Source organism: Micromonospora sp. WMMA1998, assembly GCF_027497375.1.
GTDB lineage: Bacteria > Actinomycetota > Actinomycetes > Mycobacteriales > Micromonosporaceae > Micromonospora > Micromonospora sediminicola.
Window position 1 is genome coordinate 2395781 of record NZ_CP114911.1, and the last position, 12773, is coordinate 2408553.

A 12773-nucleotide genomic window follows, 5' to 3' on the forward strand; every position below is an offset into this window, starting at 1 on the left:
GTCACGCCCCGAGCAACGGCAGGCTGCGGCGGGTGCTGTCGTCGCCGAGTTCGCCGAGGGCGAGCGCGGCGAACCGGATCGCGAACGGCTGCCAGGCCTCCTCGACGTCGGCCATCGCCCGGTCGCAGGCGGCCACCACCAGCTCCGGGTCGTAGCCCAGCTCGGCCAGCGTGGCCGAGTCGCGGGACCACTCGGCGATCATCGCGGTGTCGCACTCGATGTGGAACTGCAGGCCCCAGGCCCGGTCGCCGAGGCGGAACGCCTGGTGCGGGTAGCGGGTGGAGGCGGCGAGCAGCGTCGCTCCGTGCGGCAGCTCGGTGATCTCGTCGGCGTGCCACTGGAGCACGTCGGGCATCAACGGCACGTAGCGGAACAGCGGGTCGGTCTCGGCGGCGTCGCGCCGGCCCACCACGGTGGGGCCGATCTCCGGCCCGGACGGGCTGCGCTCGACCCGACCGGCGTGCGCGGTGGCGAGCAGTTGCGCGCCCAGGCAGATGGCCAGCGTGGGCACCCGCCGGCGGACCGCCTTGCGCAGCAGCCCCTCCAGCGCCGGGAACCAGGCCGCGCCGGGGCTGTCGTCGGGCAGCGGGTAGGCCTGCTGGTCGCCGCCGAGGACCACGAGGGCGGCGTATCCCTCCAGGTCGTCGGGGAGCGCGTCGCCGGTGTGCGGGCGCACGACGCGCAGCTCCAGGCCCCCTTCGGTGAGCCACTCCCCCAGGCGGCGGAGGTCGTCGGTCGGGTCGTTCTCGATCACCAGCGCGGTCGCCACGACGTCGAGGCTAGCCGGTGCGCCCGACGGCGGACGGTCCGGCTCGGTCGCACTAGGCTCCCGGTCGTGCCCACCGACGACTGCCTGCGCCCACCGGCCCTGCGTCCCGGCGACGCGGTGATGCTGGTGTCGCCGTCCGGCCCGACCCGCCCGGAGCGGGTGGCCCGCGGCGTCGAGCTGCTCACCGGCTGGGGCCTGCGGCCGGTGCCCGCGCCGAACGCGTACGCCCGGCGGGGTTACCTGGCCGGCGACGACGCGCTGCGGGTCGCGGACCTGAACGCGGCGTTCGCCGACCCGGAGATCCGCGGGGTGATCTGCACCCGTGGCGGCTACGGGGCGCAGCGGGTGGTCGACCTGATCGACATGGCCGCGGTACGCCGGGACCCGAAGGTGGTGGCGGGCTTCTCCGACATCACCGCGCTGCAGTTCGCGCTCTGGCGCGGCGCGCGGCTCGCCGGGGTGCACGGTCCGGGCGCCGCCTGGCGGGACGAGCGCACCCCGATCCGCTCGGCGGAGTCGCTGCACGCGGCGCTGACCAGCACCGAACCGGTGATCGTCGCGGCGGTCGAGGCGGAGGAGACGTATCCGGTGCGGGTGCCCGGCCGGGCCGAGGGACGGCTGCTGGGCGGGAACCTGTGCCTGATCACCGCGTCGATCGGCACCCCGGACATGCCCGACCTGCGCGGCGCGATCCTGCTGGTCGAGGAGGTGCAGGAGCCGCCCTACAAGGTCGACCGGATGCTCACCCACCTGCGCCGCTGCGGCGCCCTGGACGGGCTCGCCGGGGTGGCGGTCGGCCAGTTCACCGAGTGCGCCGACGGCTGGGACACGACGGTGGTGGACGTGCTCACCGACCGCCTCGGCGACCTCGGCGTCCCGGTCCTCGGCGGCCTCCCCGTCGGCCACGGCCCGAACCAGCTCACCGTCCCGGTGGGCACCCCCGCCGTCCTCGACACCACCACCGGAACCCTGACGGTCACCCCCGCCGTCCGCTGACCCCTGTCGACCGTGAGGTTGGCGGCAGTTGCCGATCTCCGAACCGCCGCCAACCTCATGACCAACGCGATCCCGGGGGGAGGTGGGCGACGGCGCCGGTTTCCAGGGCGGCCCAGACCGCGCCGTCGGGGGTGACCGTCAGGCCGTGGGGTTCGGAGGCCGGCGTCGGCAGGTCGTGGTGGGTGACGTGGCCGTCGGGGGCGACGTGGGCGACGCGGTTCGCGGCCCATTCGGTGAACCAGCAGCCGCCCGCCGGGTCGGCGACGATCGCGTGCGGGCGGGACGTCCGGTCCGGCAGCGGGAACTCGTCGATCCGCCCGTCCGGGGTGATCCGGCCGAGCTGCCCGGCGCCGATCTCGACGAACCAGAGCGCGTCGTCGCCGCCCCGGGTGATGCCGACCGGCCCGGCCGCGTCGGTGGGCAGCGGATGCACCCGCACCGACCCGTCGAGGTCGACCCGGGCGATCGCGTTCGCCTGGTTGAGCGTCAGCCAGAGCGCCTCGTCCGGCCCGACGGCCAGCATCGACGGGAACGCCTTGGTGACCGGCAGCGGGAACGTGGCGACCTCCCCGTCGACGGTGACCCGGCCGACCGTGTCGTCGCCCATGCCGGCGTACCAGAGCGCCCCGTCCGCCCCGGTGACCAGGCCGCACGGGGCACAACCGAGCGGGAGCGCGACCGAGCTGCTCTCGCCGTCGACGGTGATCCGGCCGAGCCGGTGGTCGCCGGAGCGGGTGTACCAGAGCGCGCCGTCCGGGCCGGTGGTGATGATCAGCGGCCGACTCTCCGGCGGGTCGGCACGGTGGGTCCGCACCTCGCCGTCGAGGCCGAGCCGGGCGACGCCGCCGGAGCCGGCCAGCGTCAGCCAGAGCGCGCCGTCCGGCCCGACCGCGATCGCGTACGGGCCGGAGCCCGGCCCGGTGAGCGGGACCTCGCGGATGACGGGCTGTGTCATGAGGGATGCCTTCCGTCGGGATTCCGCCCAGCCTCACGGCCGTCCCGGCGGCCCCGCAACCGCATTTGTCCGGATCGGTGACCCGATTGCCAGCTCGCTGACAGGTTCGCCACGGGTGACCCCCAGCTCCGGCGGTCACTGTCGGTGACGTCATCGCACCACCACCGAACAGGAGAACCGCATGATCCGCACGACGAGGAAGCGCCTGCTGGTCGGCCTCGCCGCCGCCGGGGTGCTCGGTGTCGGGATCGCCGCCCCGACGGTGGCGCTCGCCGACGACAAGAGCCCCGGCCCGAGCGCCAGCACGAGCGCGGACCGCAACGGCGAGCGTCAGCAGCGGCAGGCCGAGTTCGCCGACGCGCTCGCCAAGGAGCTGGGCGTACCGGCCGACAAGGTGACCGCCGCGCTGAAGAAGCTGCGCGAGCAGCGCCAGGCCGACCGGCCGGAGCGGCCGCAGCCGCCGTCGACGCAGGACCGGCAGGCCGCCCTGAAGGAGCGGCTGGACCAGGCCGTCAAGGACGGGAAGCTGACCCAGGAGCAGGCCGACGCGGTGCTCAAGGCCGCCGAGGCCGGCGTGTTCCCCGGCCCGGGCGGAGCCGGCCACCGCGGCTGGCACGGCCAGGACGGCAGGCCCGGCGAGTGACCCGGTGGCCCCGCCTCCCCTCGCCGGCCGCACCTCCCTCCCGGCCGGCCCCGGCGGGGCCACCCAGGCGAGGGCGGGGTCCGGACGCGTCCGGACCCCGCTACGCTGTCGTCAGCGCAGGTACGGCCCGTCCCCGCCGACCTTCCCCGGCGCCGGGTTGCCGGGCAGGTCGAGCACGTAGACCCGCAGGTTGCCCCGGCCGCTGACCGAGGCGGTCAGCGTGCCGTTGGTGACCGTGCGGACGTCACCGGTGACCGCGTCGGTGTACCGGCCGTTCGGCACGCCGCTGAACGTGGCGCCGCCGGACACGGTGACCAGGGCGAAGCTGTCCACCGCGCCCTGGGTGAAGCGCCGCTTGTACGCCATCGCGCCGCTGACGCCCTCGGTCGAGTACTGCCCCTTCTGCAGCGCCGGCACGGCCCGCCGGATCAGGTTGAGCCGTTGCACGTGCTTCACCAGCGGTTGGCTGAGCGTGGTGGCGACCGCCCCGCTGGCCGAGCCGACCACCCCGAAGTCGGCGGCGGTGACGCTGCCGGCGAGGTGGTCGCCGTAGTAGGCCCGGCCGGTGGTGTCGAGCGGGCAGCTCGGTCCGCAGTCGATCCGGGCGCCCTTGCGGAACTCGATCTCCGAGCCGTAGTAGAGCGTCGGGATGCCGCGGAACGTCCACATCAGGCTCATGTTCTCCGCCCAGGCGTCGGTGCCGCCGGCGTAGCGGGTGGAGGACTTGTTCGGCCCGTAGTCGTGGCTGTCGACGTAGACCACGTTGTAGGTGGCGTCGTTGTAGCTGTCGTCGGAGTCCTTCCCGTTGCCGAACGCGTTGCCGGCGTCGGAGAAGTTCATGTGCATCCGCATGTCGATCACGTTCATGCCGGAGAACGCCGAGTGGTCCGGCGCGTGGTACGCGTTGCCGCGCAGGAACGCGTTGTCGGTGGTGGGCTGCCCGGACGGGCCGAGCAGCTGCTCGTAGTCGTACTGCTCGATCGCGGCCCGCACGTCGTCGGGGCTGTACTCCCTGCGCTCCTTCCACGTGAAGAACTGGGCCGAGTGGTTGACCGAGCCCCGGTTCCACTTGTCGTTGACGAACGCGGCGACCTCGCCGAAGACGTAGAAGTCCCGGCCCTTCTCGCCGAACCTCGACACGGCGTGCTGCTGGATGGCGGGCAGGAAGCGCCGGTTCCAGGTGACCCGGGGGATGTGCACGGCGGTGTCGATCCGGAAGCCGTCCACCCCCATGTCGATGAACCGGTTGTACGCGTCGATCAGGTAGCGCTGCACCTGCGCGTTCTCGGTGTTGAAGTCGGCCAGGTCCTCGTGCAGCCAGCAGCTGCGCGCGTCCTCGCCCTCCCAGTTGCCGATCCAGCACTGGTGGTACTTGTCGGCCGGGAAGAGTTTGCTGGTCGGGACCGGCCACTGGCACTGGTAGAGCGTGTAGCCCTCGGGGCTGCGCCCGCCGGTCGGCGTACCCCAGTTCAGGCACTGGTTGCCGGCGGGCGCGGCGGACGACCAGACGTCGCCGTTGTACGGCCGCCCCTTGGCCTTGGCGTTCTGCGCCGGGGTGAGCGTGGGGTCGTTCCCGGTCGCCTCGACCATCGGGTCGTATTCCCGGCCGGCCTGCTGCTGGTCGTAGTACCACTTCCACTGGTCGTCCCGGGTGCCGTAGACGGTGGGCGTGAACAGGCCCTTGGCGCCCCACCGGGAGCTGTGGTTGTAGACCACGTCCTGGAAGATCTTGATGCCCTTGGCGTGCGCGGCGTTGATCAGGTCCTGGTAGGATGCGCCGGCGCTCTCCAGCCGCGGGTCGACCCGGTAGAAGTCCCAGCCGTGGTAGCCGTGGTAGTCGTAGTCGGAGCGGTTGAGCACCACCGGCGTGATCCAGATGGCGGAGAACCCGAGCGCCTTGATGTAGTCGAGCTTGTCGACGAGCCCCTTGAAGTCGCCCCGGAACATCGGGTCGTCATTGGCCGCGTTGCCGGAGGCGACGTGCTGGCTGCCGCCCCGGTTGTTGCCCGGGTCGCCGTCGGCGAACCGCGCGGTCAGGACGAAGTAGATGCTGTCCTCGCGCGGGTCGCCGCCGAGCGGCGCACCGCCGGCCGGCGGGTTGCCGGTGGTCGCGGACGCCGGCGCGCTCGCCGCCGACCGGTTGCCGGCCGCGTCGAGCGCCCGCACGGTCCAGGTGTACGTCGTGGCGGGCCGCAGGTCGTACGCGACGTACCGGGTGGTGGTGCTGGTGACCGTGACGGCGCCCGCGCCCCCGGTGCGGGTCAGCTCGTAGCCGGTGACGGCCCGGTCGTCGGTGGCGGCGGTCCAGCTCAGGGTGACCGCCAGCCCGTCGGCGACGGCGGTGAGCCCGCCCGGCGTGGACGGCGGGCCGGTGTCCGGCACGACCGGCGCGCACGGGTCGGCGGCCCCGGCGGTGACCCGGCCGTTGTCGACGACGCTGCGCCCGGTGCCGAGGGTGTAGTCGGCGCCCCCGTTGTTGTCCCAGGTGCCGGCGTTGTCGTTGAACGCGGCGGTGAGCCCGGTGGCGGCGCCGAGGTCGACGATCCGGCGGGCCCAGCCGGCGCAGCGCGTCTCCATGGCCACGCCCGGCGCGGTGGTCCAGGTGCCGCCGGTGGGCCGGTAGTGCAGGTTCGCGGCGGACCAGCCGCGCGGGGTGAGGTGGTACCAGACCTCGGCGGTGTTCCCGGCGGTGCCGGACGGCGTCGGCGTCGGGGTGGCGGACGGGGTCGGCGAGGGTGTGGCCGACGCGCACGGGTCGCCCGCGCCGATCCGGCCGGCGGCGACGGTCACCGTGCCGGCGGCGAGCCGGTAGTTGGCGCCGTTGTTGTTGTCCCAGACGCCGCTGCCGTTGGTGAAGACGACCTGGAGGCCGGTGGCCGAACCGAGGTCGACGGTCCGGCGACGCCACCCGGCGCAGGCGGTGTCCATCGGCACGCCGGGCACCGGCGTCCAGGCCTGCCCGTCCACGCCGTAGTGGATGTTGACCGACGCACCCCAGGCGGCCGGTGGCTGGTAGTAGACGGTGACGGTGTTCGCCGCCGCGGCGGCGGTGAACGGCAGCAGCGCGGCGAGCACGCCGGCGGCGAGCGCGAGCGCTCCCCATCGGCGGCGGGTGGTGGTGGTCGTGCCCCTCATGGCGCTCTCCTGACACCCCCGCCCGCACGACGGGCGCAAGGGGATGAAGGCGTTGCAAGAACTTGCGACGCGTGGTGCCAGGAAGTTACCAGCTTCAATCCCCGGAAACCAGAGGTTCACAATCGACGATGCGCGCAACCGCTTGCACTCGCCGCAACGCCTTGCTCCCGGCTGGCCCACCGGCCGGGAGCAAGGGTGCGGTCAGCCGGCGGCCGGCGGGGTGAAGACGCCGAACAGGTTCCCGGACGGGTCCCGCAGGCGGGCGTGCGTCAGCCCACTCGGCGTCGTGACCGGCTGCGCCAGCACCGTGCCGCCCGCCGACCCGGCGCGGCGGCAGGTCTCCGCCACGTCGGTCACCTGCGCGTAGAAGATCGCGTAGTTGTCGGCGGCGGAGTCGGTGCCCCGGATCGCGCCGCCGATCCCCGACTCCCCGCCGGCCGCCGTCTGCCGGTACGACCCACCCGGGCCGCCCTGCTCCTCGAAGGTCCAGCCGAACAGGTCGGCGTAGAACCGCTGCGCCTCGTCCGGCCGGTCGGAGCCGATCTCGAACCAGGTCACGGGCGTGCTGGACATGCTGCCTCCTCGCCGCGCCGGCCCGGTGCCGGCGTCGTCAGGATCCAGCCTCAGGGGTGTCCACGACAGCGCCCTGTCGGTGTTTCTCCGTGACGTCGGCACCCGACGTCGGCTCCCGTCGGTGCGCCGGGTCAGACCACCCGCGGCGTACCTCAGCCGTGAACTCGGCCAGCATCACCGGCGGCTCCGACCGGGCACCTCGATCACGCAGGCGTGCCACCGCCTCCGACGTCGCCGGGTGGAGCGGGCCGGACGAGACTGCCTGGGCGCTGACCACCTGACCGACGACTCGCGCGAGGGTGTCGTCCACCTCCTCGTCGGCACCCCACGTACGTTCGACGCAGTGCAGCATGACCGTGGCGACGCTCGGGTCCTGCATCAACGTCGCCCGGCAGGCGAGCAGCACCTCCGCGACCACCGCCGGCGGCACGTCCTGGTCCTGCGCCAGTCGCTCCAGCAGCAGGCGCAGGAAGGCGGCCCGATCCCAGTCTTCCACCAGACCGGCCGCATCTCCGATCAACCGCGCGCAGCGAAGGTAGACCTCCCGGCGCTGCCGTTGGCTCGTCGGCCGCAGCGGCAGCAGCCAGGCGGTGAACAGCGCCCGGGCGGCCGAGAGTGCGACGCCTCCCTCCGGAGACTGGTACGTCGTGAGCAAGGTGTGCAACTGGTCGATCACCGGTTCCACAGCGTGCACCAGCAGCGCCTCGGTCCGGTCGCAACTCAGGTGCGCGGCACGCCGCGACCGCACCAGCAGCTCGACCGGTAGGCGGTAGCCGTGCCCCGGCCCGTCAGTCGTCAGCCCCAACACCCAACCCAGGTCGGGCTCAGGTGGCACGGCGAACCGATCGTCCACCCAGATCTTCACGTCCCGGCTGGACGCCCGGCCCCGCCGCTCCAACGCCAACAGGTCGGCCAGGCTGTCCCACTCGTCGGCTCCGAGCTGCGACCGCCACAGCCCGACCTGGGCCCGCCACTCGTCCACGGTGACGGTCGCCTCCGGGAACAGCTCGCGCCCGGTCACCTCTTGGACCGCCGACAGAACGAGCAGCAGCAGATTCGCGCTGTACGCGGCATGCCGGACGGTCATCCGGAGCCGACGGGGCCGGTAGTTGTCGTAGCGACGCGGCCTGCCGTCGTACGCCGCGCTCCGGAACAGTCGCAGGAGCAATGCCGCCCAGGCATCCCGCTGCACCTGGTCCCGCCCGGACAGCCGTTCGGCGAGAAACGCGAGCACGGTCGCCCGGATGCTCAGCACCGCATGTGACAGCAGGGCGTGCAGCAGGTCGTCGGACGCCGGTTCACCGCCCCAGGACAGGCCGGCGGCGGCTTCCCGCGCCACCAGGTCGTCCACCGCCTCGGCGGTGAGCCGCGCCACCAGGAACTCGCCGAACGTCGCGTGCAGGAACTCGTAGGTTTCGCGGTGCCGCCCCTCGTCGGCGGCCCGCGCACGGTGGACGAAGAAGAACCGGCCCAGCACCAGGTCGGCCTCCGGCAACGGCACCCGGAGCCCGCCCTGCCGCGCCACCGGCGTACCGCCGAAGGGCAGCACGGCGAGGTCCGTGCCCAGTTCCTCGGCAGTGACCCACTGGGCACCCCGGTTGAACATCGCGAACGCGACGACGGCGAGACGGCGCAACTCCTCCTCGACCGCTCGGTCCAGGTCCGGCTCGGACACCCCATCGGCGTGCTTGGTGACCTCCCGGCAGGCGAAGCGCCGCAGCAGCCGCTCGTACAGCTCGCCGCGGTGCAGGTCCCCGGCCTGGCGCAGGTCGTGCCCCTCGGCGTCGTAGAGGGCGAGCATCAACAGCAGCAGCGGCTGCGCGGCCAACTCCCGGTGGGACAGCACGGTGGCAAGGTCGAGCGGGCGCGCGCCCGGCGTGCCGAAAGCGGCGCCGTTGACCCGGTTCCAGGTCCGTACCCAGGCCTCGACGCGCGGCTCGTCGAAGGGTTCCAGCCGCAGCGCCACGGTGCCGGGCGGGGGCTGCGCCCGGTCGGCCACGCTGGTGCGGCTCGTCACCACCACGGCCACCGGTCGTCCCTGGTCCGCCTCGCGGTGCTGGAAGGCCGCCACCCGCCGCAAGTAGTCGGTCTGGCTGACGCCGGTCGCCTGGAGCAGCTCGTCGAAGCCGTCCAGCAGCACCACCGGCAGCGCGTCCCCCGCCATCCGGGCCAACGCCGGCCAGCCAAGGCGCTCACCCGTGTCGTCGCGGATCGCCTGCTCGATCTGGTCCTGCAGGTCACCTGCGGCGTACACCTCCCGCAGCACCACCCGGACGACGAGGAAGTCCGCCGCCGGCAGTTGAGCGGCGACGACCCGGGTGAGCACCGACTTGCCCGACCCGGGTTGCCCGAGCACCAGAAGCGGCGACCGCGTCCCCCCGGGCGCGGTGAGGTGAACGACGATCGACTGCCAGAGGTCGTCCCGGACCGGCTGATCGGCCCACCACGTCTCGTCCCCCGGCCGCGCCAACGGATCCAACTCGGCGATCCGGAATCGGGGCGGCACGTACGCCTCGCCGAGCCTCGGCACGGTCAGCCCGGTCGGCACGTCACCCGAGGAGATCACCGGTCGGCGCAGCTCGGCCTCGTATCGAGCAGCGAGGCCCGACCGTACCCCGTCCGGGATACGACCGGTGGAGATCTCGGTCAGGGACTGCCGTAGGTCGGTCAGCCCGAGAGCCAGCCGCCGGACCTCCTCCCGGGTCGCCTCGTGCTCGTCCAGCCCCAACCAGAAGGAGACCTCGGAGAAGTCGACAGCGAGCCGCGTGAGCAGCTCCCGGTGCCGGTCGGCCGCAACGGCCGGCAGCCTCATCAGCACATCCTGCGTATCGGCGCGGCGGATCGACTCGGCAAGGCCCGCGAGCCCGGCCAGGAAGTGGTCGACGCGGCCGACCAACCACTCGTAGTAGCGAACAAGGGCCACGCGGAGGGCGGGATACGGCAAGTGCGGACCGGGCAGCGGCGCGGCGGTGCGGAAGAGGGCGTCGGCCACATGGGCGCCGTACCTCGTGGCGCCGGCAAGGGTGGCCTGCTCGATTTTCGTGATCCGGAGTGCCCTGACATCGATCGGGAGGTCGGTCTCCTGGAGCGCCTCGAAGAACGCGGTCACCGCGATCACCGCGTGCGCCGCCTCCAGCCGCTGCGTCCGCCCGTACCGGGACAGCCCGGAGCGCTTCTCGGACACGCCGCGTACCAGCTCGTGGCCCAGCCGGACGAACTCCGCCTTGGCGTCGAAGATGCCGAGCAGCGCCGGCACCGGCACCGACGCGGCCAGCAGCACCCCGCCGGTCAGCTTGTCGAACCAGTCGACGACCTTGCTCTTCTCCCCGCCGAGCAGGCGTACGGCATCGGCGTAGCTGAGCGTGTCGGGCACGCGTGTTCCTCCCCCCGGGGTGGCAGACCCGCCAGCCTCCCCCATCCGGACCGGAAACGCTGTCGGGTTTCAGACCAGGGTGAGCGGGCGGACCCGGTCGACCACGTAGCCGCCGGTGCGGCCCGGCTCGGCCCAGATCGGCACCCCGGCGCCCTGCAACGCGCCGATGTCGCGCTCGACGGTGCGGGTGCTGACCTCGAAGCGGTGGGCCAGCCAGCGCGCGCTGCGCGGGCGCGGCGACACCGCCCGCAGCTCCTCGACCAGGGCGTAGAGACGGTCGGTGCGGTTCACGTCCCGGACGCTATGCCCCGGGTCCGACAACCGTCAGGCGATGCAGGCGCAGACGATCAGCGCGGCGCCGAAGTGGGTGGCGGCGCTGACCCGGGCCGCCGGGTGCGGCTCGTCGGCGGCGATGACGTCGCCCAGCTTGCCCGGGGTGAGCAGGTCCAGCACCAGGAACGCCAGCGCCATCACCAGCAGACCGACCAGCCCGAAGATCACCGTGGAGGCCAGCCCCTTGGCGAAGGAGCTGTAGCTGGTCAGCACGGCGGTGAACACGATGCCGGCGATGCCGAGCTGGTTGGCGGCGAGCAGCAGCGCCGCGTTGCCGTTGCGGCGCGTCCAGATCAGCTCCCGCAGCTTGCCCGGCGTGAGCAGGTCGACCAGCAGGAACCCGGCGGCCATCAGGCCCACCCCGACGACCCCGAACACGATGCTCTGCCACGCCCCGTTGAGCAGGTCTCCCAGCACCGAACGCCCTCCCCGGCTCCGTTCGCCCGGCGCGGGTGCGCGGGCGGTGCCGCAGACGATAGCGGCACCGCGCCACGGTGATCTAGAGCGAGAGGTAGTGCTGCCGCTCGTAGGGGGTGACCTCGCGGCGGTACTGCTCCCACTCGGCCCGCTTGTTGCGCAGGAAGAAGTCGAAGACGTGCTCGCCGAGCACCTCGGCGACCAGCTCGGAGCCGGCCATCACGTCGATCGCCTCGGACAGGTTCTCCGGCAGCGCCTCGTAGCCCATGGCGCGGCGCTCGGCGCTGCTCAGCGACCAGACGTCGTCCTCGGCGCCCGGGGGCAGCTCGTAGCCCTCCTCGATGCCCTTGAGGCCGGCGCCGAGCATCACCGCGAACGCCAGGTAGGGGTTGGTCGCCGAGTCCAGCGACCGCACCTCGACCCGGGCCGAGTTCGGCTTGCCGTAGGCCGGGACCCGGACCAGCGCCGAGCGGTTCAGGTGACCCCAGCAGACGTACGCCGGGCTCTCGGTGATCCGGTCCGGCAGGGCCTGCGGGAACAGCCGCTTGTAGGAGTTGACCCACTGGTTGGTGACCGCGGTGTATTCCCGGGCGTGGGTGAGCAGCCCGGCGATGAACGACTTGGCGACCTTGGACAGCTTCATCGGATCGCCGGCGTCGTGGAACGCGTTGCGCTCCCCCTCGAACAGCGACAGGTGGGTGTGCATGCCGCTGCCCGGCTGGTCGGTGAACGGCTTCGGCATGAAGCTGGCCTGCACCCCGGTGGAGAGCGCCACCTCCTTCACCACGTGCCGGAACGTCATGATGTTGTCGGCGGTGGTGAGCGCGTCGGCGTAGCGCAGGTCGATCTCCTGCTGGCCGGGGGCGACCTCGTGGTGGCTGAACTCCACCGAGATGCCGATCCGCTCCAGCGCCAGCACGGCCTGGCGGCGGAAGTCCCGCGCCACGGCGTGCGTGGTGTGCTCGAAGTAGCCGCCGGTGTCCACCGGGACGGGCACGGAGCCGTCCTGCGGGCCGTTCTCCAGCAGGAAGAACTCGATCTCGGGGTGGGTGTAGAAGGTGAAGCCCTTGTCGGCCGCCCGGGAGAGCATCCGGCGCAGCACGTGGCGCGGGTCGGCCCAGGACGGGCTGCCGTCGGGCAGCAGGATGTCGCAGAACATCCGCGCGCTCTCGCCGCTGACGCCGCCCTCGAACGGGAAGACCTGGAACGTGGTCGGGTCGGGCATGGCCACCATGTCCGACTCGAAGACCCGGGCGAAGCCCTCGATGGCGGAGCCGTCGAAGCCGATGCCCTCCTCGAAGGCCGCCTCCAGCTCCGCCGGGGCCACCGAGACGCTCTTCAGCGTGCCGAGCACGTCGGTGAACCACAGCCGGACGAAACGGATGTCCCGCTCCTCCAGCGTACGGAGGACGAACTCCTGCTGACGGTCCACATCCACCCCTCGTGACACGTACGTCCTGCACCGGTCGGGCCGGCCCGGCTGACCGCTCAGTCTTCACCGGCCTCGTTACGCCGACGTTACGCCCTTCCCCGGCGGGTCGTCCTGCCGTGTCCCGCCCCGGGGGACGCCGGGCGGGCG

At 72.9% G+C, this 12773-nt stretch carries 9 protein-coding genes and 1 pseudogene; 2 read left to right on the forward strand and 8 right to left on the reverse strand.

Features of this window, described 5'->3' with window-relative positions:
- Position 1: 1 nt before the first annotated feature.
- Positions 2 to 769 carry a type 1 glutamine amidotransferase gene (locus tag O7600_RS10390; RefSeq protein ID WP_281593407.1) on the reverse strand — a complete coding sequence of 256 codons (768 nt, stop codon included), beginning with the start codon at positions 767 to 769 and terminating at the stop codon, positions 2 to 4.
- A gap of 66 nt (positions 770 to 835) precedes the next feature.
- Between O7600_RS10390 and O7600_RS10395 the strand changes: the two genes are divergently transcribed.
- Complete coding sequence (locus O7600_RS10395) at positions 836 to 1765, forward strand: LD-carboxypeptidase (RefSeq protein WP_281593408.1); 930 nt, start codon at positions 836 to 838, stop codon at positions 1763 to 1765.
- 55 nt (positions 1766 to 1820) lie between these two features.
- Here O7600_RS10395 and O7600_RS10400 read toward each other — a convergent pair whose 3' ends face one another.
- Complete coding sequence (locus tag O7600_RS10400; protein WP_281593409.1) at positions 1821 to 2720, reverse strand: virginiamycin B lyase; 900 nt, start codon at positions 2718 to 2720, stop codon at positions 1821 to 1823.
- 181 nt (positions 2721 to 2901) lie between these two features.
- Between O7600_RS10400 and O7600_RS10405 the strand changes: the two genes are divergently transcribed.
- Positions 2902 to 3363 carry a hypothetical protein gene (locus O7600_RS10405; RefSeq protein WP_281593410.1) on the forward strand — a complete coding sequence of 154 codons (462 nt, stop codon included), beginning with the start codon at positions 2902 to 2904 and terminating at the stop codon, positions 3361 to 3363.
- Positions 3364 to 3474: 111 nt separating this feature from the next.
- Here the strand turns inward: O7600_RS10405 and O7600_RS10410 are convergent, their stop codons facing one another.
- From O7600_RS10410 to glnA, 6 genes and pseudogenes are all read right to left on the reverse strand, one after another.
- The gene (locus O7600_RS10410; RefSeq protein WP_281593411.1) at positions 3475 to 6498 is read right to left on the reverse strand and encodes a carbohydrate binding domain-containing protein; all 3024 of its coding nucleotides are present in this window, start codon (positions 6496 to 6498) and stop codon (positions 3475 to 3477) included.
- A 201-nt stretch (positions 6499 to 6699) separates the two neighbouring features.
- A complete protein-coding gene (locus O7600_RS10415) occupies positions 6700 to 7071 on the reverse strand; it encodes a VOC family protein (RefSeq protein WP_281593412.1) in 372 nt (123 codons plus the stop codon).
- Between the two features lie 37 nt (positions 7072 to 7108).
- Entirely contained in the window at positions 7109 to 10444 is a 3336-nt protein-coding gene (locus O7600_RS10420; protein WP_281593413.1) for a hypothetical protein, read from the reverse strand.
- 93 nt (positions 10445 to 10537) lie between these two features.
- Positions 10538 to 10735 (reverse strand): annotated as a pseudogene (locus tag O7600_RS10425) (HTH domain-containing protein); the annotation flags it as partial.
- Between the two features lie 33 nt (positions 10736 to 10768).
- On the reverse strand, positions 10769 to 11194 hold the full coding sequence (locus O7600_RS10430) for a DUF350 domain-containing protein (RefSeq protein WP_091572853.1): 426 nt from the start codon (positions 11192 to 11194) through the stop codon (positions 10769 to 10771).
- A gap of 82 nt (positions 11195 to 11276) precedes the next feature.
- A complete protein-coding gene (glnA, locus tag O7600_RS10435) occupies positions 11277 to 12626 on the reverse strand; it encodes a type I glutamate--ammonia ligase (RefSeq protein ID WP_091572849.1) in 1350 nt (449 codons plus the stop codon).
- Between the last annotated feature and the right edge of the window lie 147 nt (positions 12627 to 12773).